The sequence below is a fragment of the Nonlabens sp. Asnod3-H03 genome, assembly GCF_045063665.1.
Classification (GTDB): Bacteria; Bacteroidota; Bacteroidia; order Flavobacteriales; family Flavobacteriaceae; genus Nonlabens; species Nonlabens ulvanivorans.
Genome location: NZ_JBEFOD010000007.1, coordinates 132,326 through 156,251, shown reverse-complemented (window position 1 = coordinate 156,251; position 23,926 = coordinate 132,326). Strand labels below are relative to the sequence as shown.

General features: G+C 36.5%; 22 protein-coding genes. 14 read left to right on the top strand and 8 right to left on the bottom strand.

Annotated elements, in window-relative coordinates; genetic code table 11:
- Positions 1 to 42: 42 nt before the first annotated feature.
- Positions 43 to 603 carry a hypothetical protein gene (locus tag ACJJVI_RS02170; protein ID WP_036584475.1) on the top strand — a complete coding sequence of 187 codons (561 nt, stop codon included), beginning with the start codon at positions 43 to 45 and terminating at the stop codon, positions 601 to 603.
- 53 nt (positions 604 to 656) lie between these two features.
- Here the strand turns inward: ACJJVI_RS02170 and ACJJVI_RS02165 are convergent, their stop codons facing one another.
- Together ACJJVI_RS02165 and ribD are read right to left on the bottom strand one after the other, a co-directional pair.
- Positions 657 to 1,523: an EamA family transporter gene (locus tag ACJJVI_RS02165; protein ID WP_042296208.1), complete on the bottom strand. Its 867-nt coding sequence runs from the start codon at positions 1,521 to 1,523 to the stop codon at positions 657 to 659.
- On the bottom strand, positions 1,520 to 2,533 hold the full coding sequence (gene ribD, locus ACJJVI_RS02160; protein WP_405350060.1) for a bifunctional diaminohydroxyphosphoribosylaminopyrimidine deaminase/5-amino-6-(5-phosphoribosylamino)uracil reductase RibD: 1,014 nt from the start codon (positions 2,531 to 2,533) through the stop codon (positions 1,520 to 1,522). The genes ACJJVI_RS02165 and ribD overlap by 4 nt, the downstream gene beginning before the upstream one ends.
- A gap of 272 nt (positions 2,534 to 2,805) precedes the next feature.
- Between ribD and ACJJVI_RS02155 the strand changes: the two genes are divergently transcribed.
- The 3 genes from ACJJVI_RS02155 to prmC all read left to right on the top strand — a co-directional run bounded on the left by ACJJVI_RS02155 (position 2,806) and on the right by prmC (position 4,593).
- Positions 2,806 to 3,282: a GNAT family N-acetyltransferase gene (locus tag ACJJVI_RS02155; RefSeq protein ID WP_405350058.1), complete on the top strand. Its 477-nt coding sequence runs from the start codon at positions 2,806 to 2,808 to the stop codon at positions 3,280 to 3,282.
- Position 3,283: 1 nt separating this feature from the next.
- Entirely contained in the window at positions 3,284 to 3,433 is a 150-nt protein-coding gene (locus ACJJVI_RS02150) for a hypothetical protein (protein ID WP_405350057.1), read from the top strand.
- A 314-nt stretch (positions 3,434 to 3,747) separates the two neighbouring features.
- Positions 3,748 to 4,593 carry a peptide chain release factor N(5)-glutamine methyltransferase gene (prmC, locus tag ACJJVI_RS02145; RefSeq protein ID WP_405350055.1) on the top strand — a complete coding sequence of 282 codons (846 nt, stop codon included), beginning with the start codon at positions 3,748 to 3,750 and terminating at the stop codon, positions 4,591 to 4,593.
- 197 nt (positions 4,594 to 4,790) lie between these two features.
- Here prmC and ACJJVI_RS02140 read toward each other — a convergent pair whose 3' ends face one another.
- From ACJJVI_RS02140 to ACJJVI_RS02130, 3 genes are read right to left on the bottom strand one after another with little or no spacing between them, the layout of a single operon-like run.
- A complete protein-coding gene (locus ACJJVI_RS02140; RefSeq protein WP_405350054.1) occupies positions 4,791 to 7,289 on the bottom strand; it encodes a glycosyl hydrolase 2 galactose-binding domain-containing protein in 2,499 nt (832 codons plus the stop codon).
- Entirely contained in the window at positions 7,279 to 8,010 is a 732-nt protein-coding gene (locus tag ACJJVI_RS02135; RefSeq protein ID WP_405350052.1) for a copper homeostasis protein CutC, read from the bottom strand. The genes ACJJVI_RS02140 and ACJJVI_RS02135 overlap by 11 nt, the downstream gene beginning before the upstream one ends.
- Position 8,011: 1 nt before the next feature.
- Positions 8,012 to 10,300: a beta-N-acetylhexosaminidase gene (locus ACJJVI_RS02130; protein WP_405350050.1), complete on the bottom strand. Its 2,289-nt coding sequence runs from the start codon at positions 10,298 to 10,300 to the stop codon at positions 8,012 to 8,014.
- Positions 10,301 to 10,349: 49 nt separating this feature from the next.
- Between ACJJVI_RS02130 and ligA the strand changes: the two genes are divergently transcribed.
- Together ligA and ACJJVI_RS02120 are read left to right on the top strand one after the other, a co-directional pair.
- Positions 10,350 to 12,404, top strand: coding sequence for an NAD-dependent DNA ligase LigA (ligA, locus tag ACJJVI_RS02125; protein WP_405350048.1), 2,055 nt, complete (start codon positions 10,350 to 10,352; stop codon positions 12,402 to 12,404).
- A gap of 3 nt (positions 12,405 to 12,407) precedes the next feature.
- Complete coding sequence (locus tag ACJJVI_RS02120) at positions 12,408 to 13,211, top strand: hypothetical protein (RefSeq protein ID WP_405350046.1); 804 nt, start codon at positions 12,408 to 12,410, stop codon at positions 13,209 to 13,211.
- Here the strand turns inward: ACJJVI_RS02120 and ACJJVI_RS02115 are convergent.
- The 3 genes from ACJJVI_RS02115 to ACJJVI_RS02105 all read right to left on the bottom strand — a co-directional run bounded on the left by ACJJVI_RS02115 (position 13,204) and on the right by ACJJVI_RS02105 (position 16,371).
- Positions 13,204 to 14,487: an ammonium transporter gene (locus ACJJVI_RS02115; RefSeq protein ID WP_036584501.1), complete on the bottom strand. Its 1,284-nt coding sequence runs from the start codon at positions 14,485 to 14,487 to the stop codon at positions 13,204 to 13,206. The two genes, ACJJVI_RS02120 and ACJJVI_RS02115, sit on opposite strands and share 8 nt — an antisense overlap.
- Before the next feature lie 160 nt (positions 14,488 to 14,647).
- Entirely contained in the window at positions 14,648 to 15,574 is a 927-nt protein-coding gene (locus ACJJVI_RS02110; protein ID WP_405350044.1) for a bifunctional metallophosphatase/5'-nucleotidase, read from the bottom strand.
- 11 nt (positions 15,575 to 15,585) lie between these two features.
- Positions 15,586 to 16,371, bottom strand: a complete 786-nt coding sequence (locus ACJJVI_RS02105; protein WP_405350043.1) for a 5'-nucleotidase C-terminal domain-containing protein — start codon at positions 16,369 to 16,371, stop codon at positions 15,586 to 15,588.
- A gap of 38 nt (positions 16,372 to 16,409) precedes the next feature.
- Here ACJJVI_RS02105 and ACJJVI_RS02100 point away from each other — a divergent pair, with 38 nt between their 5' ends.
- The 8 genes from ACJJVI_RS02100 to ACJJVI_RS02065 all read left to right on the top strand — a co-directional run bounded on the left by ACJJVI_RS02100 (position 16,410) and on the right by ACJJVI_RS02065 (position 23,750).
- Positions 16,410 to 16,922: a DUF6913 domain-containing protein gene (locus ACJJVI_RS02100; protein WP_042270121.1), complete on the top strand. Its 513-nt coding sequence runs from the start codon at positions 16,410 to 16,412 to the stop codon at positions 16,920 to 16,922.
- Position 16,923: 1 nt separating this feature from the next.
- The gene (gene dapA / locus ACJJVI_RS02095) at positions 16,924 to 17,805 is read left to right on the top strand and encodes a 4-hydroxy-tetrahydrodipicolinate synthase (RefSeq protein ID WP_405350041.1); all 882 of its coding nucleotides are present in this window, start codon (positions 16,924 to 16,926) and stop codon (positions 17,803 to 17,805) included.
- Positions 17,806 to 17,921: 116 nt separating this feature from the next.
- Positions 17,922 to 18,716, top strand: a complete 795-nt coding sequence (locus ACJJVI_RS02090; protein ID WP_036584515.1) for an outer membrane protein assembly factor BamD — start codon at positions 17,922 to 17,924, stop codon at positions 18,714 to 18,716.
- A gap of 8 nt (positions 18,717 to 18,724) precedes the next feature.
- Positions 18,725 to 19,051, top strand: coding sequence for a DNA-directed RNA polymerase subunit omega (locus tag ACJJVI_RS02085; RefSeq protein WP_006795545.1), 327 nt, complete (start codon positions 18,725 to 18,727; stop codon positions 19,049 to 19,051).
- A 7-nt stretch (positions 19,052 to 19,058) separates the two neighbouring features.
- Positions 19,059 to 20,267, top strand: coding sequence for a bifunctional phosphopantothenoylcysteine decarboxylase/phosphopantothenate--cysteine ligase CoaBC (gene coaBC, locus ACJJVI_RS02080; RefSeq protein ID WP_405350291.1), 1,209 nt, complete (start codon positions 19,059 to 19,061; stop codon positions 20,265 to 20,267).
- Entirely contained in the window at positions 20,242 to 21,147 is a 906-nt protein-coding gene (locus ACJJVI_RS02075) for a DUF4835 family protein (RefSeq protein WP_348022349.1), read from the top strand. The genes coaBC and ACJJVI_RS02075 overlap by 26 nt, the downstream gene beginning before the upstream one ends.
- 85 nt (positions 21,148 to 21,232) lie before the next feature.
- A complete protein-coding gene (gene recN, locus ACJJVI_RS02070) occupies positions 21,233 to 22,912 on the top strand; it encodes a DNA repair protein RecN (RefSeq protein WP_348022348.1) in 1,680 nt (559 codons plus the stop codon).
- Between the two features lie 31 nt (positions 22,913 to 22,943).
- Positions 22,944 to 23,750 (top strand): enoyl-ACP reductase, encoded by an 807-nt coding sequence (locus tag ACJJVI_RS02065; protein ID WP_036584523.1) that lies wholly within the window; start codon positions 22,944 to 22,946, stop codon positions 23,748 to 23,750.
- Positions 23,751 to 23,926 lie beyond the last annotated feature (176 nt).

Sequence of the window (23,926 nt, the reverse complement as noted above, 5' to 3'; positions counted from 1 at the left end):
TGAGAATCTATTTCATTTGCAATGTAACCTAAAAACCAAAAAATGAAAAAGTTATTTATCATCTTAATTTCAGTTGTAGCCTTAACTAGTTGTGAAACAGAGGCTCTTGATCCAGGATTAAATCCTGTTGCTGGTGGTACTGGTGGTGGTAATGTAGATACTGCATTGTTAGTAGGTAACTGGTTATATACAGATGTAGAAACTAATACAACAACGACTACTACTGTTTCTGGGACACCAGTATCGATAACAGGATCGGTAGAATATGTAAGTTCAAACGCTATAATGACTTTTAATGCAGACGGAACATACGCTATAACGGGTGATCTAGAGTTTGAAGTGATTAATCAAGGTGTTTCTCAAGGTAATCAAACTAATACTTTTAACGACTTAGGAACCTATACCGTTACAGGTGACATATTAAGATTCAATAGCGCATCACCTAGTAATGTGACTCCTTTTGATGATACAACAACACTAACTATTACCACTTTAAATACCACAGATTTATCAATTGATATCAATGGGTTGTCTACGCAAACTACTGGTGGTGCTTCCATAGAGATTTTAATTGATGGGTTTGCAGATTTTGAAAGACAATAAGCAATACCAACTTTACTATATCAAAAGCTTTTCTTAACAGGGAAGCTTTTTTTTTACGCTTTCGCGAAAGCAATCATCACAATAGCTACAATGGCTACCACTATTCCTATATAATTTTTAGGAATCAGTTTTTCCTTAAAAATGACAATACCTAACAAAGATGTGAAGAGTACTGTTCCCACGTGATTTATAGGATAAACCACACTACTTTCCATTCCGTTTTTAAGAGTTTTAATGATGAAATAAATAGAAAAATAGTTAGGTATTCCTAATGCAATTCCGCCAATTATACTGCGCATAGTCAATAAACGTTTTTGAGAAGCTTCATAAATAAGAATTATAATTCCTATTATAAAAGCCATTGCAAAACACATCGCACTAAAAAGAGGTTCTTCGCCATCTGGCACATGCATCTTTTCGGCATACTTAAGTGTGGTGTCTATTATACCGCTACCTAGGAATAATATGATCGGAAATATAAGTAATCGTTTATCTAGCTGTATACCATCTTTTGTTTTAACAGAGGTCAAATAAACAGAGATTAGAGCAAGTAAGATTCCGATTATTTTCATCCAGCCTATGGACTCGTCATAGAGCCATATGCCTGCAATAACCGGTATAACCAGTGACATTTTACCTGCGACGGCAGCTACCGACAGTCCATTTTTTTGACTGGTAAGTGCCATAATATTGAAGATGAAGATAAACAGAGCTCCTAAAAATAGGGCATAATACAACCAGTCTGCATTTATAATTTGCTCAAAATTTGGTACACTACCATAAGCAACAAAACCAGTAATACAAGCCACTATATAATTAATGATTATAGCATGTAGTGTGTTGATTTTAAATACTTCAAAGTATTTAAAAATCACATATAAAAAGCTTGAAACCGTAATACTTAATACGAGCCAAATCATTTTTTTCTATATATTTTAAGCACATCGTTTGCTATCATTTTTCTAGAATGCAAAGAGTAATCACCACTTAAAACAGGAGCTTGTAAACCTTGATGAAAAAGAACATCAGTTCCCATAAATTGATACGCTTCATCCCATAAACCAGCATCAATAAATGATTGAATGGTAGTAGTTCCTCCTTCTATAATAACAGATTGAATGTCATTTTGATAAAGACTATTGAGAATCTCTAGCGTGTCAGAAGAACTGAGTTCAAGTTTTAAAGTGACCGCAGCATCATCCATAACTTGATAGTCAGATGTGATGCTATTTCTAGAATCTAGAACAACTCGCAAAGGGTTTTCTCCATTCCAGTCGCGACAGGTAAGCGATGGGTTGTCATCGATAACTGTTTTAGCGCCTACTAAAATGGCATTTTCTTGGGCTCTCAGTTGATGCGATAGTTGTCTAGAATATGGATTAGTAATCCAAATTGGTTTTTGTTCGTTCTTAGTTTCTGGTGCAATAAAACCATCAGAGGTTTCGGCCCATTTTAAGATGATGTAGGGACGTTGTTTTCTGTGAAACGTGAAGAATCGTTTATTGAGTTCGTTACATTCTTTTTCTAAGATACCTACTACGCCTTCAATCCCAGCTTCTTTTAATAAGGCAACACCTTTTCCGGCAACTTTATCATGTGGATCTAACGTTCCTACGACTACTTTTTTAAAGCCTTTTTGGACGATCATTGATGCACATGGTGGTGTTTTACCAGTATGTGAGCATGGTTCTAGATTGACGTATAATGTCGCTTTCGCGAAAGCGTCTCCATCATAGCCCTTTTTTTCTGCATCGCTTACAGCGTTTACCTCAGCATGCGGTTCTCCAGATTTGAGATGCCATCCTTCACCTATAATCTCATCATTTTCTGAAACAATCACGCTTCCTACTAGCGGATTAGGATACGTCGTTCCCAATCCATTTTGCGCCAGTTGCAAGCAGCGTTGCATGTATTTTTCTTCTGTAGTCATCTATAGCAAAGGTAAGTGACTAATAAAAATATAAACTTATACTTAAACTTAAATTTAAAGCTCAGTATTAAACATTTAGATTGAGTAGAGTGCTGTCACATTGAGCATGTCCAAGTGTAGTCAAAGTTCAGTTTTGAAAATTTAAATAAATACGATTAATTACACCTAGTACTTCCATAAATTCAGCGCAAACTTGTCTAATTAATTTCTAGGGCTAAAATCTTTTAGAATTTATTAAATAAAATTGAAGCTCATATTTCTAACTTCGCTTTATGAAAATTCGCAAAATTCTTCCTGAAGATAATCAAGCTATCAAAGAGATTATCCAAGCTTCTATTTTAGAACATGGTGCACCCAAAATAGGAACCGCCTACAGCGATGCGGCAACACAAACGATGTATGAACAATATCAAAAACCTCGCAGAACTTACTACGTGATAGAAGTCGATGGAGTAGTGGTAGGTGGCGCAGGAATCGCACCACTAGATAATTACAACGGTAATGTGAGCGAACTTCAAAAGATGTATTTTAAACCTGAAGTACGCGGTAAAGGTTACGGTAAGAAATTAATGATGATTTGCCTAGAACGAGCCAAAGAATTCAAATTTGAAAGTGTTTACCTAGAGACTATGGATAATATGTACGATGCCCAAGGTTTATATAAACACGTCGGTTTTAAATTACTTGATGGTCCATTAGGTGATACAGGTCATTTCTCTTGTCCTGTTCAGATGATTTTAAAATTCTGATATGGCAGAAATATTTTCACGAATTTTATTTTGGCCACTCATAAAAATTGGTTCCTTTATCTGGAGTTTCATTGATATAGGTGGATCTGTTAAAGAAGGAATCGATCAAAATAAAGCTCCCCATGGGAAAGATGGACAGCCAAAAAAGTAAAAACTGATTTTTAATAATAAAATGATAGTTTTTAAAAAGGCATTGGAAAGTCTGTTGTAAAAAATGATAATGTGTGAAACGTTAAAAGGAAAAGAATCTCTCAATAATAATTAATTGCCAGATATGTTTTCTAGTCCAAGATTTTGTAATTCATAGATCTTGGTGTTTTCCTTAGTGAGCACATTGAAATTTTTAGACAGGTGTTCCACAGTCTAGACTTTTTTGGTTCGTTTTTGCGGCAATGGCAAAAATGAACAAAGCTGTTATTATTGAATTAATGTTTTAATACCAGATATCATATTTACCTTTACAAAATGACATTGAATCAAGTAAAATCCCTTTATCAAGAACAACTGGCTCCAATATATCCAGAAAATGAGATCCACAGCATTCTTCAAATCGTTTGTGAAGACTTATTGAACTGGTCACGCTCTGATTTTATGATCAAGGATCGAGAAGAACTGAGTCATCTTCAAGAAGAAATATTACAAAAGTCGTTAAGAGAACTGCGTACTTCAAAACCTGTTCAATACATCACCGGAAAAGCTCATTTTTATGGTCATGAGTTTATGGTTAATGAACATACGTTGATTCCGCGTCAGGAAACAGAAGAACTGGTTGATATGATCATCAAAGATCATAAAGCAGAATCTTATTTGAATATTATAGACATAGGAACAGGAACTGGATGTATAGGATTATCACTTAAAGCAGCAAAGCCTGATTGTATAATCACATTGATGGATGTTTCTGAAGAAGCACTCGTTATTGCTCAATCAAATGCAAATCATTTAAAAACCCCAGTTAAAACGATTCTGCAAGATGTCTTGGCTTTAGATGAATTGTCTGAGAAATATGATATCATCGTGAGCAATCCACCGTATGTGAGGGATTTAGAGAAGAAAGAAATACATGATAACGTATTAGAAAATGAACCACATCTAGCGCTTTTTGTAGAAGATGATAATGCATTAATTTTCTATCGTAAAATCATGGAGCTGTCTAAAAACGCTTTACAACCTAACGGAATACTATACTTTGAAATCAATCAATACTTACCAGAAGAAATGAAAGCACTCGCCACAGAGTTAGGTTTTGAATCTGAAGTTTATAAAGATTTGAATGGAAATTATAGAATGATGAAGTGTTGGAGAGAATGAACTTCAACTTGAATTTGAAAATAGACCTTAATTAAAAGTTGTCACGCTGAATTTATTTCAGCGTCTCCTAATTACAGCGGTATAAGGCTATTAGTTCATACAAGTCTTAGGTTTTCATTACCGTCAGATTCTGAAACAAGTTCAGAATGACAAGTTTTTGGTAATGTCAGTTGCGCAAGACGGAACTTAGCATTGGCTTAATTCTTCATCAACCCATTCAAAGTCTTATACCTAAAATCAGGCTCTTCATCACTATCAGTCTCAAAGATGATGGTCTTTTTTGCATTAGGTTCTAGACTAAAAAAGTTGTCTATGAAATGACCTTTATTATCTGTATAAAGAAAAACATCTTTTGCAAATACATCGCTTTCTATCGTAATTTCAAAACCGTTTTCTATTTGTTTAGTGGTCATTTCAATTTTTGCTGGTAGCAGTTTTAAATTTTTAGGTCGTTCTAGAAATGAAATCACTGTTTGATTGCCAAATTTAGAAACGACATAAGTATCTGTCAAATTAATGTTCAAAGTTTTCAAAGCTATAAAGCTAATTTCTCTGCTTAATGTAGCAGGAACGGCTGAATGACGACTTTCAATCTTATGATCAACTAAAACATTACCGTTGAAATCTTTAATAATAATTTCCAAATTTTCCTTTAGTGTCTCAAGATTATCATTCACCACATAAGTTTTCAATGTATCATTTTCCACTACATTACTAATCAACACATTCTCAAAATCACGTTTCACTTGATAATGTAAGGCTTTCCAGTTACCAAAGTAATCAATACTGGACCAGCTTACTGCAGGCCAGCAATCATTGAGTTGCCAGTAAAGCGTTCCCATGTTGTAAGGTCTTTCTCTGCGGTGCGCTTGAATTCCTTTGGACATTCCATAAGCTTGTAATAGCTGACTTATATAAACGTAATCTTCATCATTAGTCGGTACAGGAAAATCGCGCTCCATATATTCTCGTATCAACTCATTTCCACGAGGGTGTTTTTGATGCGAGGCATAATCCTCTGATTGGATATTAACCGTTCCATTTTTATTAATATATCGTATCGCCTCATAAGATGGATGAGACTGAAAACCAAACTCACTCATAAATCGAGGCACGTGCTTTTCAAAATGCTCAAATGGGTATGCATCATGCCACACGCGCCAGTCGTGCGCATCGCCTTCAAATTCATATTTAGGATTCCCACGACCGTATTCTGGCGAGCTTTCCCAGTAAGGCTCTTTGGTAAGTTCGCTCACATATTTAGGCATTGCGATTTGAAATACGGCTCGATAATCTTCCCAGATACTATCGCGTTCGGCTTGAGATCTTCCTTCTTGCCAGCCCCAATTGTGCCACGCCTCACTAGTTTCATTATTACCACACCATAGCGCAATACTGCTGTGGTTTCTCAACCTAGTGATTTGCTGAGTGATCTCGTTAGTTACGCTTTCGCGAAAGCGTGCATTACCAGGATACATCGCACAAGCAAACATAAAGTCTTGCCAAACCAGGATGCCTTTCTCATCACATTTCTCATAAAAAATATCGTTCTCATAAATGCCTCCGCCCCAAACACGAAGCATGTTCATGTTAGCTTCCTTGACATCACTCAGCAACTTTTCATAATGATCATCAGTAACCAGATCTTGCATCGAGTTTTGCGGAATGTAATTAGCACCTTTCATATAAACAGGTACATCATTTACCTTGAAGAAAAATGAAGTTCCGTGCTCGTCAGGTTCGTTCACTAATTCTATGGTTCTAATTCCAGTTTTAAGCTTTTTAGAATCGATGAGTTCATCATTTGTAGAAACCAAAACTTCTATATCATATAAATAAGGCTCACCGATGTTGTACGGCCACCAAAGCTGCACTTGCGGAATCTCAAAATGGATTTCTTGCGTTGCATCTTTGTTGGAAACAGATAAAGAGTCGGTAATTTTAAACGGATATAGGCTGTCATTTACCTTAATTTGGTAAGTAACCTGTTCTTGTAGAGGTTTAGATAACTTAATTTGTGCCGTGAGATTTGCCGTAGAATCTTGTACAAAATTCTGTTTGATGTAAACATCATCGATTTTAAAATCGTCATAAGCCTCTAAATAAACCGGTTTCCAAATTCCCATGGTATTGAGTTTTGGTCCCCAATCCCAACCGTATTGATATTGTGCTTTACGCGTGTAAACTCGGTTGCCTTCTGGTAAGGTATATGGATTTGCTTCGGCTTTTTGTTCTTCAATTTCTATAGGTGATTTTATAGTAACGTAAAGCTCATTTTCTTCTTCAAGAAATGCTTTTACATCTACTTGCCAGTTGAGAAAAGCATTGTCTGTTTCAAGAATTTCATGACCATTCAATTCTATACTAGCATAAGTGTCTATTCCTTCAAAATTTAAAGTAATGTGTTTTTTGGCAAGTGTTTCTTTATCAACCGTGAAAACCGTTTCGTAGATCCAGTTTTCCTCTGTAATCCATTGTAAACTATCTTCATTATTTCCTTGAAAAGGATGTTTGATAAAAGGCAACAACTCTTTATGAACGGAAGAAGGCACTTGAACCGAATCTGATATCAAACTATAGTCGGCTTCTTTTAATAGCGACCAGTTGCTCTCTAAATACTGGCGTTCTACATTAGGACGTTCTTCTTTACAAGAGCTTATGAATATCACTAAAACTAATAATAAACTAATCCTCATTTTCAAGGTTTTTAAAGATAGCCGTTATATTCTCTGAATTAGAAATCACTTCTATGTTTTCTTGAAGAAATTTAGGCGAATTCATAGGAACTTTTTCTTCGTGAGTTTGCTCAATGATTTCTGTTGCACTGGCGTGGATTTCTTTGAATTCCGCTTCCGCGAAAGCGGAACAATTTCCAGCATTAATTCCACCACCAGGCATAATGATTAACTCATTACTTGCAATTTCTTGATAACGCTTTAAGTTTTCTATTCCGTCTATGGCTTTAGAATGCTGTCCAGAAGTAAGAATACGTTTTGCGCCTAAATTCACTAAATCCACAACGGCTTGTTCTGGATTTGTGATATGATCAAAAGCTCTATGAAAGGTAAAAGGTAATGGTCTGGCGAGTTCTATCAATTCACTTGTACGCCTGATGTCAATTTTAAAATCAGCAGTCAATACACCAGATACAATTCCAGCGCAACCTAATTCTTTACACAATTCAATATCACGCTTCATGATATCAAAATCGGCATCGCTGTACACAAAATTCCCAGAACGTGGACGTATCAATACCATGACTGGAATAGTCAATTCTTCCATTACTTTTTTAAGCAATCCATAACTAGGTGTGATGCCACCTACTGCAAGCTCGCTGCATAATTCTATGCGGTGCGCACCAGCTTTTTGAGCGTTTATGGCGCTTTGATAATTGGATGCGCAGATTTCTAGTAACATACTATTTAATGATGATTTCGTCTATAAAAGTCCATGCTTTGTTTCCAGCACCTTGATGGCCGTCTGGAATGATGCCGTAATTTGGGATTTTAATTGTCATTTTTTTATATTTTGGTGTAAATGCCTTTGGAGTGAATAATTTATGATTCACTTCAAAAATGCTATTGGAATTATTTTTTACATCCATTCTGTCAATTACAGTTTCATCAAAATCTGTCTTCAAAACCATTTCATATCTTTCAGGTGAATAAATCCACTGACCAGGCGCATTATAAAATCGTAACTCAATCTCATTGATCTCAACTGGTTCTTTAAAATTGATTTCGATTTCAATATCTTCTCCCCAAAATCCTAACCATTCACTATCGCCATATCGAGAGTCACTTCCTTTAATTCCGTTGATCAATCCATTAGCACCACTTCCGGGATAAGATTTATGTGGCTCTTTATTGATACTAATTGTCGCGCCTACACCTTTATGGTAGAGAAACTCTTGAGTAAATAAACGACCGAGTGAATCGTCATCTTCAAATACTTGAGCTTTTAAAGTCATATCTGCAGTAAAAGGAATAGGAGAATCATAAACCGTAGAAGATGAGTCAGGATCAGACCCATCAGTTGTAAATCTTATTTCTTTTCCGATAGTTTTGGTGCTTAACTCATATGCTTGACCTTCATTTAAGGTTCCTTCAATTTCATATAAATGGTTGGCATAGTTGATATCCATCTCATCTAATCGTTTATGAAAAAATTCCACGCGATTTATAAAACTGTCATAGTTTTTATTTTCGTCTGCACTCCATGCAACTTCGCTCATCGCCAGCATGCGTGGAAAAGCCATGTATTCTACTTGCTCACTGGTCGTCATATATTCTGTCCATACATTTCCTTGAACTCCTAAAACATGAATAGCTTCTTCATCGTTTAGTTCTACAGGAATTGGGTTAAAATGATACACTTTCTCAAGCGGTAAAAATCCGCCTATCGCTAGTGGTTCATCATCATTTTCACTTTGATAGTAATCAAAATAAGCGTGCGAAGTAGGTGTCATGATTACATCGTGACCAGCTTTTGCTGCCTCGACAGCTCCTTTGGTGCCACGCCAGCTCATAACTGTAGCATTAGGCGCAAGTCCACCTTCTAGAATTTCATCCCATCCTATGATTTGGCGACCTTTAGAATTGAGATATTTTTCCATGCGCTGGATGAAATAGGATTGTAATTCATACTCATCAGTTAATCCATTTTCTTTAATGACTTGCTGTGCTATGGGACTGCTTTTCCATTGTGTTTTAGGCACCTCATCGCCACCTATGTGAATGTATTTGGATGGAAATAATTCCATCACTTCGTCCAGTACGTTTTCTAGGAATGTAAAAGTTTCTTCGCTAGGGCAGTAGATGTCTTCAAAAACGCCCCATTTCATAGCGACTTGGACATTTTCTCCAGTACAACCCAATTCTGGATAGGCAGCGATAGCGGCTTGTGCATGACCAGGTATTTCTATTTCTGGAATGACGTTGATGTGTCTCGCTTTCGCGAAAGCGATCACCTCACGAACTTCTTCTTGCGTATAAAAACCGCCGTAGCGTTTACCGTCATACTGGTGTGGTGTGTCATTATAATGACCAACCAGCGTGGAGTCTCGAAAGGCAGCCACTTCTTGAAGACGAGGATATTTCTTAATTTCAATACGCCAGCCTTGGTCGTCTGTAAGATGCCAGTGGAAGTTGTTCATCTTGAGCATGGCCATCGCGTCGATGTATTTTTTGATAAAATCAACATCGTACATATGTCGTGACACATCGAGGTGCATCCCGCGATATTTAAAACTTGGCTCGTCTTTTATCGTGACTGCTGGAATGTGAATTTCTGTGCGGTGCGCTATATCGACAGGCATTAATTGTAGGAGAGATTGTACTGCGTAGAAAGCGCCTGCGTCGGTACTGGCTTTTATAGTTATATTATGCTCGTTACTTTCAATCGAATATCCTTCTTTTGATGAAATACTGTCATCGTATTCCAAAATTATCGAGTTAGTCTCGCTGTATTTTGTTTTCCATGTCCGACCTGTTGCGTGTTCTAGAAAGTTGTTAAGGAAGTTGTAAGAAGCTGTAAAATCGTCGTTATTACTCAGCGTAGTTTCTTCATTAATAGTGAAGTGTCCAGCATTTACTTGTAAGGATTGAGGTGCAGGAATAATGGACGGACTTAATAATTTTACCTGAGGCTCAGCACATGAAAACAGTGTTAATATCAAACTACAAAGAATTAGAAATCTAGCGCTCATTATTGTATTTTAGAATCTTAAAATTTGAGCAGAAGATAGCACATTTTCTATGAGTCCAAAAGAACAAATACAATCCTTGCGTGATGAGTTGCGCGACCACAATTATAATTACTACGTTAACGATAATCCTACCATATCAGACTTTGAGTTTGATAAGAAACTGGAGCAGTTAAAAACGCTAGAAGCTGCTCATCCAGAGTTCTATGACGCGACCAGTCCATCTGTACGTGTAGGTGGTGAGGTTACTAAAAATTTCAATACCGTTAAGCATATCAATCGCATGTACTCGCTGGATAATTCTTATTCCATAGAGGATTTGCGCGATTGGGAAACGCGTATCAAAAAAATAGTAGATGGCGAAATTCAGTACACTTGCGAGCTTAAATATGATGGTGCTAGCATAAGTTTGCATTATGAAAACGGAAAGTTTGTTCAAGCAGTAACTCGTGGTGATGGAAATCAAGGTGATGAGGTCACGGCCAATGTGCGTACCATTAAATCAGTGCCATTGCAATTAAAAGGAGATGATGTACCTGACAAATTTGAAATACGTGGTGAGATTGTGCTGCCTTGGGATGGATTTCATAAAATGAATGAAGAACGTGCAGAGCAAGGACTGGATTTATATCGCAATCCGCGTAATACGGCTAGTGGTAGCTTGAAACTACAGGATAGTGCTGAGGTGGCAAAAAGACCATTAGATTGTTTGCTATATCAACTTGCTGGTGAAAATCTACCAGTAAAAAGTCAGTTTGATTCTTTAATGCTTGCGCGAAAATGGGGTTTTAAAGCACCTCAAGAAAGTAGATTAGTCAACTCCATAGAAGAAGTATTTGAGTACATCAATCACTGGGATGTAGCTCGCAAAGAGCTACCATATGAAACCGATGGTGTTGTGATAAAAGTGAATTCGCTTGATCAACAAGATGAGTTAGGCTTTACTGCCAAAGCTCCTAAATGGGCGATGGCTTATAAGTTTGCGGCTGAGCAAGTATCGACGAGACTAGAGGAAATTACCTATCAAGTAGGTCGTACTGGCTCTATCACACCAGTAGCCAATCTAGAAGCTGTAGAAATATCTGGAACTACGGTAAGACGTGCAAGCCTTCACAATGCAGATCAGATAGAAAAACTAGATATAAGAGTAGGCGATGAGGTATATGTAGAAAAAGGTGGTGAGATCATTCCTAAAATAGTTGCTGTAGATTTAACTAAACGACCAGAAAACTCCACTCCTACTGTTTATGCAACGCACTGCCCAGAATGTAATACAGAGTTGGTACGTACCGAAGGAGATGCAAAGCATTACTGCCCTAACGACTTGGCCTGTCCACCACAAGTGAAAGGTAGGATTGAGCATTTTATTTCTCGCAAAGCGATGGATATTGATGGGATAGGAGCAGAGACTGTAGGTCAGTTAGTCGACGCAGGTTTCATCAACAACTATGCAGATTTGTACGATCTAACGGTGGAGCAGGTTCTACCGCTAGAACGCATGGCACAAAAAAGTGCCGAGAATATGATTAATGGAATAGAGGCTAGTAAGCAAGTGCCTTTTGAGCGTGTGCTGTTCGGGCTAGGAATTAGATATGTAGGCGAAACAATAGCTAAAAAACTAGCTAAACATTATAAAAATATTGACTCGTTATTTAATATGCCAGCAGAACCAGAAAAGACTTCTATCGATTTATTTGCTGATGTTTCGAGTGCCGCAGATAAGAAGATGGAAGAATTAACCGCTGTTCCAGAAATAGGAGAAAGTATTGCTCAATCTCTAGTGGAGTTCATCCAGAATGAGGATCAAATGGCGATAGTAGAACGCTTAAAAAATGCTGGTCTACAATTTGCATTGAGTGAAGAGCAATTAGAAGGCCAGACTGACAAGTTATCTGGTAAAAGTTTTGTGATTTCAGGTGTTTTTAAAATGTCTAGAAATGATTTAAAGAAACTGGTAGAGGATAACGGTGGTAAGAACTCTAGTTCTATCTCTAGTAAAACGGACTATTTGATCCGTGGTGATAAAATGGGACCGTCTAAACTTGAAAAAGCAGAGAAATTGGGTATAACGATGATTAGCGAGCAAGAGTTTCTGGCAATGATTTAAAATATGAAAAAGGTATTGGTATTTGTGGTGTTGTTAAGTTTCGCTTTCGCGAAAGCGCAAACCTATTCTTCAAAAATCATCCCTAATAATACGATGTTATTACATGGATTCATCGATGAATATCCCATTACTATGTATGTGGAAAGCAATGGTTATTGTGAATATGAGCAAGAATTCTCAGGCTGGTATAAATATGATAATAGTACAGAGTCTATTCCTATCCTTTTTTATTACTCAGCATATCCTGAAGAAGATTCCTTTAAAATTTATGCCAAATATGACGGTGATTTTGAAACTGAAGTTGATGAAGAGTATGCTTGTCAAGTATTAAATTATGATGAGGTCTTTGAAACTACTGCAGTGAATGGTATTTTCAATGATTTAAAATGGCATAAAAGTAATTCTAATACGATATTAAAAACTTGGTTTGAAGGTAATCCACATGAGCAATTTTGGGAACTAGGAAGTCAAGAGGTTTACCTGACTAGAGATGAACAAATTGTTTTAGATTTAGGAGCTTTAGATTTCTCCTATGCTTACGCTGTTGATGTTATAGGCCATAAAATAGTAGACGATGTCAATCATCTACTATTAGATATTTCTGTACCGTCTAAACCTGGTGGCAATGGCCGAGGAATGTGCGGTGGTGGCGAGGAAATTTACATTTTATACATCAGACTTGATGAGAATGATAAGTTGATTTATAGTGATCAAGCCAAGGTGATAAGTTGTTTTACAGAAATAGATGAATCTGCATTCATCTATGACGCAGCTTTTCCCGAAAAAGGTATCACTAGATCTAACTAACTTCTTCACCATGCTGGCTAGCATCTAGTCCGCGCTCTTCTTGATCGTCTCTTACTCTTATAGGTATCAATATATCAACCAGTTTATAGAATAACAAACTACCACCGAAGGTAAATACAGAAACACCTATAAGTGCTATGATATGCCACATAAAGGTTTCTGTCTCGCCGTGGACGAGTCCAACATCTTTTGCAAAAACAGCAGTCAGAATCATACCTACTATTCCGCCAACTCCATGACTAGGGAAAACGTCTAGTGTATCGTCAATACCGGTTTTAGAAAATAATGAAATAGCGATATTACTAGTAATCGCAGTAGCAAATCCTATAAATATACTTTGTGAAATAGTAACAAACCCAGCTGCTGGAGTAATGGCAACCAGTCCGACAATAGCACCGATACATGCGCCTACAGCACTCATTTTGCGATTTGAGAAACGTTCATAAAACATCCAGGTGATCATGGCGGTGGCACTAGCGATATTCGTATTGGCAAAGGCTATGGCGGCATCTGCATTTGCGGCTAACGCACTACCAGCGTTAAAACCGAACCATCCAAACCATAGCAGTCCAGTTCCTAAAATAATGTACGGCACATTTGCTGGGTCGTGTGTGATTTTTTTACGTTTTCCTAAATAAACTGCTCCTGCAAGAGCTGCAAATCCTGCACTCATGTGAACTACTGTTCCGCCGGCAAAATCTAGTACTCCTAGATTGCGCAATAATCCGTCAGGATGCCAAGTCATGTGTGCTAAAGGCGTGTAGATGAAAATAGTAAACAATACCATAAACAAGATATAGCTTCTAAAACGGACACGTTCTGCAAAGCTACCTGTGATTAAGGCAGGTGTGATAATGGCAAACTTGAGCTGGAATAAAGCAAATACTAAAAAAGGTACAGTTCCTGCAAAATCTGGGTTAGGAGCAAGACCTACATCTTTAAAATTAAAATAAGTCATCGGATTTCCTATGATTCCATAATAGCTTTCTCCAAAGGCAAGTGAGAAACCTACAATTACCCATATTATACTAACTACTCCTAAAGCTACAAAGCTTTGCAGCATCGTGGAAATCATGGATTTTTTATTCACCATACCACCATAGAAAAAGGCAAGTCCTGGCGTCATTAATAATACAAATGCTGAAGCGATTAACATCCATGCAGTATCGCCACTATCAATGGCGCTCATATCACCATTTTCTGTATAGGGATTGCTAAATGTTAAACTGATAAGAACTAAAACAGCTAAAACTATAAAATTGACCTTTTTGCCCATTGGAAAAACTTTGGATTAGTTTTCAAATATAGGGTATGAAGATTTAAAATATATTTTATTTTATCAACAGCCCCTATTTTTTTAGGGTAAGTTTTGTTTTTAGGATTAGTTTTTTTTAATAGTGGTCTGTTTTTAAGGGGTGTTTATTGGTGGAAGATGTTTATATTTCATAAACTACATCAACGCCTTTATCGATCTTTCCTTCTTTAAAGTAAAAGTCAATACGACCGAGATTGATCCCATAACAGCCTACTTGATTCACCATAACATCTTTACCAGCGGCATTTTTAACGATTTCTGGTGCGTCCAGAAAAGTATGTGTGTGCCCACCTATGATAAGATCTATACCTGATGTGGCTGCTGCAAGTGATAAGTCAGATACTCTGTCACCTCTATATGAATAACCTAAATGCGACATGCAAATTACTAGATCGCATTTTTCTGTTTCACGCAGTGTTTTAATTTGGTCTTTTGCGACTTCTATAGGGTCATTGTAAACGGTTTCCTTATACATTTTTGGGTCTACTAATCCGTCTAGTTTTATTCCTACACCGAATAGCCCGATGCGCACACCATCTTTGACCATTACTTTATAGGGTTTAGTGTGTCCATCCATGATGGTGTTTGAGAAGTCGTAATTGGAGATCACAAAGTCAAAATCTGCATTAGGTAATTGCTTATACAGGCCTTCTATACTGTTATCAAAATCGTGATTCCCTATGGTGGCAGCATCATATCCCATCATAGACATCAATTTAATCTCAAGCTCACCGCCATAGAAATTGAAATATGGAGTACCTTGAAATATGTCACCGCAGTCCAGCAATAAAGTATTGGGGTTTTCTGTCCGTACTTTATTAATCACAGCAGCCCTGCGAGCAACACCACCACGACTGTCGTTACGACCGCCAGAAATAGGTTCAATGTGTGAGTGTGTATCGTTAGTATGTAAAATGGTGATTTTTTTAGTTCCAGGTTCTAATTCTGGTCCTGTAAGAATACCATTTGCAAGAGCGTAGTTAGACCATAGAGCCGCACCAGCTACCATTCCAGCACTTGTATTGCGTATAAATTTTCTTCTTTCCATTTTCTTGCTTATTAATCGATAACCTCAAATCGGTTGTCACGTTCAAATTTAATTGTGTCCACTTTCTTGAAGTAATCTATAGTTGCATTACGTATTTTGTAATCTATTTTCACCATAGGCGCATCTTTAAAAAAGCTCATATCATCACCACCGCTATACAAGTAATCGCTAGTTGCTACGGTATATATTTTATCTTTATCTAGCGGCTTGTTTTGTATAGTAACCATATTAACGCTGTTGTCTGCGTTTAAAATAATTTGCATTCCGTCAAATGGATGGGCTTTTTTACGATCGATGATGTAATTGATTAATTCATTCATCTTTTCGCCAGTAAGTTCAACGATGGTTATTTCATTGTCAAATGGCATGATTTCATAAGCCCTTCTCATTGTTACTGGTCCGGCAGGCATTCCTGCTCTAATACCACCATGATTTAGTAAAACTACATCTATGTCTTTCCCTGTACGAGATTTATAAATAGGAGCTCCTTGTTCACGTACGATTGCTGCGAGCATGTTACCGATAGGAGTGTTGTACTTATAATCGTTTTTATTCATGGAAGCAGGATTGAAGCTTAATTGTTCATCCATTTGAGCGTCTAACGATTTTTTGAACGGTGCGATGTACTCATCTATTTGTACGACGCTTTGTAGCGTGCTGTCGATATGAGTCTGCGAGCTCGATATTTTAGTAAGTTGTAAATGATCTGATTTGCAAGAGGTTGTGATTAATAACGCTTTCGCGAAAGCGAGATAGAAAAAAGCCTTTCCCAGTCGCTTATAAATAGATGTTTTCATGTCCTATTGTGCTACATTTGTACAGTTAGTAAAAGTACATGATTTTTAACGGAATTAAGCGCCGCTGGTTGCGCAAAGAACTGCAGAAATTGCAAAAGGAGCAAGTTAGGCCGTCTATTAAATGGCCTCAATCGCTTGTGGTGATATATGACGGTCAGCAGGTTTCTGACATAAGTCCTTTTTTAAAATGGGCAGAAGAGTTAGGGATAAAAGAAGATGCGGTAACATGTATAGCTTACGTAAATGATAAAAAGAAATCTACTATAACTGACGCTCATTTAATTGATCGAAAATTAATCAAATGGTCTGGTGGTATTACTGATTCTGAAACAAAGGAATTACTAAGTAAAACGTTTGATTTACAGATCAATCATTTTAATACTGATAATGATTTGATAGACTATGTGAGTCTGGCGTTGCCGTCTGGTTTAAAGGTGGCTTATGGTAGTGATAATGAATCTCTTTTTGATCTTTCCATAAGTGTTGATCTTAAGGATTATAAAGGATTGATAATAGAATTAAAAAAGTATTTAAAAATATTAACTCAATAAAATGCAAGATTTAATAGGAACTGGTGTAGCATTGATTACACCTTTTACTGCCGCTGGTGAGGTAGATCACAGCGCATTAGAGCAAGTGGTGAATTATCAAATTGATAATGGAATTGATTATTTAGTAGTATTAGGTACTACCGGAGAGAGTGTAACTTTAACTCTTGAAGAAAAAGAGGCTGTAAAATCAACGATAACTAAAGCAAATGCTGGAAGATTGCCTATGGTGTTGGGTATAGGTGGTAGTAATACGGCTGCTGTAGTTGAAGAAGTTAAAAACACAGATTTAAACGATTATATAGCCATCTTGTCTGTTTCGCCAGCTTACAATAAGCCTACGCAAGAAGGTATTTACCAGCATTTTAAGGCTGTGGCAACAGCTACAGAAAAAGCAATTATTTTGTATAACGTGCCTGGTAGAACGGCGTCTAACATGGCGGTTGAAACAGTTGTGCGACTTGCACATGATTTTGATAATATAGTGGGAATCAAGGAAGCAGCTGGAGATATTGTACAAGCCATGAAATTAATTCAATATACTCCTAAAGATTTTCTAGTGATATCTGGTGATGATATGATTACATTGTCCATGGTGCTTGCTGGTGGAGCTGGAGTTATATCAGTGATAGGTCAAGGATTGCCTCAAGGTTTTAGTGATATGGTGCGTTACGGTCTTAATGGTGATGTTGAAGAGGCGTTTGAATTGCATTATAAAATTGCTGCAAGTATCGATATGATTTTTGAGCAAGGTAATCCTGGTGGAATTAAATCTTTGCTAGCTTCTCTAGGGTTGATCGAAGAGTATCTTAGGTTGCCATTGGTGCCTGTAAATGAAAACTTAAAGTCTAGAATAGATACATTCTTAAAGCAGTATGAGGCTTAAGGTAGATTAATTAATCTTAAGCATTATACTTCATTTCAATTATATACGTTAGTTGCATAGACAACTAAGAAAATATGTATAAAAATTGTACTTTTGCAAACCATTTAAAATTGAGTATGAAAAACTATATTGTTTTACTTCTTTTAGCGATTATGGCAGTAAGCTGTGGACCTTATCAGACTGCTTTAAAGTCTACCGACAATGAGGTGAAGCTAGCTATGATTGATACACTTCTTAAAAGAGAGAAGTATAGCAAGGCTGTTAATCTTTTTGATCAAATCATACCGCAGTATCGAGGAACAGATAAAGCTGAAGCGTTGTCTATTAAATATGCAAAGGCACTCTATGAAACTAGAGATTACCCTAATAGTGCATATCAATATGAGCGATTTGTGCAATCACATCCTGCGAGTGATAATAGGGAATATGCTGCCTTTATGGGAGCAAAAAGTCATTATCATATGTCTGCTGTTTATTCAAAAAGTCAGGTGAATACGGATCGGGCTTTGGCAAAATTGCAAGACTATATCAATTTATATCCAGATGGAGAGTATGCAGAACAGGCAAACGGTTTAGTATCTGAATTGAGATTTAAATTAGATCGAAAGGCTTATGAGATTGCAAAGAATTATCATCACCGTAATAGATATATACCAGCGATTAAGAGTTTTGAAAACTTCATTGTACAACATCCTGGTTCTGAATTTATGGATGATGCACAATTTTATCTGATAGATTCACAATATTTATATGCTTTAAAGAGTAGAAATGAGCTAGTTCCAGAAAGATTAGAGCTTGCTACAAAATATTATAATACCTTTGTCTCTCGTTTTCCAACCAGTGAGTATCGTGAGGATGCAGATGAGATCATGGAAAACATCAACGATTATAAAATAAAGAATAACATCTAATTTCAGTTATGGATACTAAAAACATAAAAGCGCCAGCAAGTACTATTACTTATAATAGGGATAATTTAACTAATCCTACAGGTAATATGTATGAGGCTATTTCAATCATAGCTAAGCGTGCTGAACAAATTAATACCGATGTAAAGGAAGAGCTTATTGAAAAGTTAGAAGAATTTGCTACCTATAATGATTCTCTTGAAGAAGTTTTTGAGAACAAAGAGCAAATTGAAGTTTCTAAATTTTATGAGCGTCTACCTAAGCCTCACCAGATTGCTGTTCAAGAATGGTTAGACGGTAAAATATATTTTAGAGATACTTCTAAATCAGAAGAGTAATCTAATGATTTCGGTTCTAAGTGGTAAAAATATATTGCTAGGTATAACCGGTGGTATTGCTGCTTATAAAACAACTTACCTTGTGCGCCTGCTTATAAAAGCGGGCGCCACTGTTAAGGTGGTGATGACTCCATCTTCTAGAGAATTTGTCACGCCATTAACACTTTCTACATTATCTAAAAATCCTGTTTTATCATCTTTTACAAATGAAGATGATGAAAATGATACATGGAATAATCATGTTGAGTTAGGTTTATGGGCAGATTATATGATCATCGCACCAGCAACTGCAAATACCATGAGTAAAATGGTTTCGGGAAATATTGATAATTTTCTGTTAGCTGTTTATTGTAGTGCAAAATGTCCGGTTTACTTCGCTCCGGCGATGGATCTTGATATGTATAAGCATCCTTCTACACAATATAATTTTGAGCAGCTATCTAGTTATGGCAATAAAATGGTGCCTGCGGGCACTGGAGAGCTTGCTAGTGGTTTGACTGGTGAAGGTCGTATGGCTGAACCAGAAGATATCGTAGCTTTTATTGAAAAAGATATCGAATCACAATTGCCGTTAGTGGGAAAAATATGTCTTATTACGGCTGGCCCTACCTATGAAGCAATTGATCCTGTAAGATTTATAGGAAATCATAGTAGTGGTAAGATGGGAGCTGCACTGGCTATGGAGATGGCTTCTAAAGGTGCGCAGGTCATTCTAATCATGGGACCTAGCCACGTATTAACTGACAACCATTTAATTCATAGAATTAACGTTAAGACTGCTCAAGAAATGTACGATCATGTGCATGAAAATATCAATAAAGCAGATTATGCTATATTTAGTGCTGCAGTGGCTGATTATAAACCTATAAATCCTGCTGATCAGAAAATAAAAAAGAAGTCCGAAACGTTAACAATTCAGTTGGTTAAAAATCCTGACATATTAGCTAGTGTTGGTGCCATGAAAAATCGCCCTTATCTAGTCGGTTTTGCTCTAGAGACGGAAAATGAGCTGGAGCACGCTTTCGCGAAAGCGGAAAAGAAAAATACAGATTTACTTGTATTAAACTCTACTCGTGATAAAGGTGCAGGATTTGGTAAAGACACAAATAAAATTACACTGATTGATAGGAATCAAAAAACATCTGTTTTTGATACGAAACCTAAAACAGAAGTGGCAAAAGACATCGTTAATGAAATTATTAAAAGAACTCTTTAAAATATTGCCCTTATTCTTCTTGATAGTTATGGGGACTTCTCATGCGCAAGAGTTCAACGCAGTGGTACAGGTTAATGCGCAGAATGTTGCGCAACCTAATCAGACTATTTTTAGAACCTTAGAGACTTCTATGCAGGAGTTTATTAATAATACGGAGTGGACTGATCAAGATTATAGAGATGAAGAAAAGATTAATTGTTCTATTGTTTTTGTAATTACTGATTATGACAATGATCGGTTCAAAGGGAATGTTCAAATATCCCTTTCTAGACCTGTTTTTAACTCTTCTTATTCATCTCCTATATTTAATTTTAAAGATTCAAATATTGAATTTGAATATCTAGAGTATGCACCGTTTTTTTATAATGCAAATCAGTATGAAAATAACTTAACATCATTGATCTCATTCTATATTTATACAATGTTGGGGATTGATGGGGATACGTTTGCTCTTAACGGTGGTCAACAGTATCATATTGAAGCGCAACGCATTGTTAGTCTGGCGCAGCAAAGTAATTCTGTAGGATGGAAGGCCACAGATGGGCAGGGAACTCGTTTTCAATTAAACGATGATATGCTTTCTCAAACTTTTAAGGAATATCGTGAAGTGTTGTATGGATATCACAGTAAGGGTATGGATACTTTTGCAGAGGATCAAAAGAAGGCTAAGTTACTCATCAGTGCTGAAATTTTAAAATTAAAAGCTCTTAACAGCCGAAGGCCCAATAGTTTAATACAGAGGTTATTCTTTGATGCTAAGGCAGATGAGATTTTAAGTATATTTTCTGGAGGACCAGCTGTCGATATTAGAGAGCTCAAAACTACTTTACAACAATTAGCGCCTAATCAGTCCTCAAAATGGCGTAATATTAAGGTCTAGAGCTTTGGTAAGATGTTTTAAATTATCTAGATTTAAACATTGTAACGTAGTACAGCTTTTGTACTGCTTAATGTCTTAAAATCAATTGCTTAAACATATTCACATTGAGAATTTTGCTCTGATCGATAGCCTCGATTTGGACTTAAAGAATGGGCTTACCATGATTACTGGTGAGACTGGTGCTGGTAAATCTATTTTATTAGGTGCGCTTGGGTTAGTTCAAGGTAAAAGGGCGGATTTAAGCGCTGTGAGAGATACAACACGTAAATGTGTTGTGGAGGCTCAGGTGGAGGTGTCTAGTTTAGCGTTAGATGAATTATTAGAATCATATGACCTAGATGTTGAGCCGGTTTGTTTTTTAAGACGCGAAATTTTACCATCAGGTAAAAGCCGTGCTTTTATTAATGATACACCAGTTACACTTGCTACAATGAGTGAAGTTGGTAATCGTTTAATTGATATTCATTCTCAACATCAAACTTTACAACTAGCTTCTGATGATTTTCAAATAGATGTTTTACAATCATTTGTCAATAAACTAACTGAGAAGGCTAAAGAACCAGCCTCATTTCTATTAGACTCTTTTAGAATAGAATGGAGTCAGTACAAGGCACTTAAAACACAACTCAATAAATGGGTAGAAGAAGAACAATTGTCATCTAAAGAAGCAGATTATAATAATTTTTTATTAGAAGAATTAGATAATGCTCAACTAGATCAGCTTGATATTACAGCGCTAGAGCAAGAAAATGAACAGTTAAGTAATGTAGAGGAGATTCAACTTGTATTACAGGAATTTCAATCTATGATGGATCAGGATGATAATGGTTTGTTAGATCAATTAAGATTACTTAAAAACAGATTTACCCAGATTTCAAAATATGATTCTGATTTTGAGAATGCTAATCAACGGCTTCATACCACTTTTTTAGAATTAGAAGACCTCAGTGAAGAAATGTCCCGTAAAGCGGATAGTGTCGAGGCTGATCCGGCTAGATTAGAAATCATTAATCAACGCCTAGTCTTAATTGAGCAACTGCTGAAGAAGCATCATCAAGAGGATGTTAATGGACTTATCGTATTGAGAGATGAGTTAGCAGATAAGGTTTTTACCAATCAAAACATCTCTAAAAAGATTAAACAGGCAAGAGTTCAGCTAGATACAGCTCATAAATCTTTAGAGCAACTAGGAGATAAGATACATCAACAACGTGTTCAACAATCAACCTTATTAGAAGAAGAAGTTCTTGTTATTATCAAGCAGCTAGGGATGCCGGAAGCGTCTTTTAAAGTCAACATCGAAAAAAAAGACAGCTTTAATTCTTACGGTATGGATGAAGTAGAATTTAGATTTACCGCAAATAAAGGAACTGCGCTGTTACCATTAAATAAAGCAGCCTCTGGTGGTGAATTGTCTAGATTGATGCTGGCTATAAAGGCATTGCTATCTAATTATAAGAATTTGCCAACAATCATTTTTGACGAGATAGATACAGGTGTAAGTGGTGCTATTGCAGAGAAAATGGCGTTTATAATGCAACAAATGAGTACTAGCTTACAGGTGATTACTATCACACATTTACCTCAAATTGCAAGTGCAGGTAATGATCATCTAGTTGTTAAAAAAGCAGTTAAAGACGAACAAACAATTTCAAACATTTACAGATTAAATATAGAAGAAAGAGTAGAAGAAATAGCGCAAATGTTAAGCGGTGGAAAAATATCTGATGCCGCAAGGGAAAATGCACGTGTATTACTTCAATAAGAATTTTATATTTGTCACTTATATTTAAGATATGTCATACAACTTACTAAAAGGAAAAAGAGGAATTATATTTGGCGCACTAGATGAGAACTCTATTGCCTGGAAAACAGCTGAGCTTGCTCATGCCGAAGGTGCAACCTTTGTGCTTACCAATGCACCAATCGCAATGCGTATGGGGACCATTAATGAGCTAGCAGAGAAAACAGGTAGTCAAATTATACCGGCCGATGCTACTAGTCTCGAAGATCTTCAAAACTTAGTGTCTCAATCAGTAGAGATTCTAGGTGGGAAGCTTGACTTTGTTTTACACTCTATAGGAATGTCTGTAAACGTGAGAAAAGGAAAAGCCTACACAGATCAAAATTATGATTGGACTCAAAAAGGTTGGGACGTTAGTGCTGTATCTTTTCATAAGGTAATGCAAACCTTGTATAAGCAAGATGCTATGAGTGAATGGGGTAGTATCCTAGCTTTAACTTATATGGCTGCACAAAGAACATTTCCAGATTATAATGACATGGCAGATAATAAAGCTTATCTAGAATCTATTGCTAGAAGCTTTGGTTATTTCTTTGGTAAAGATAAAAAGGTACGTGTTAACACCATTTCACAATCTCCTACACCTACCACAGCTGGACAAGGAGTTAAAGGGTTTGATGGTTTCATAAGCTATGCCGAAAAAATGAGCCCTTTAGGTAATGCTACGGCGCAAGAATGTGCAGAGTATTCCATAACGTTATTCTCGGACTACACTAAAAAAGTTACGATGCAAAACCTCTTTCATGATGGTGGATTCTCAAATACAGGAGTAAGTCAAGAAGTTATTGAAAAGTTCTAAGTATCTACTTCAGTTATCATTAATAAGCCTCTGTTTTTACAGGGGCTTTTTTTTACGCTTTCGCGAAAGCGTAATTAATTTAATATTGTGTTGCTATGCTTCCCTACAACATTTGAAATTTAACAGTGTTAATTGATTGTAAAATATTATATTCGACATTATTAAATCAAACTACT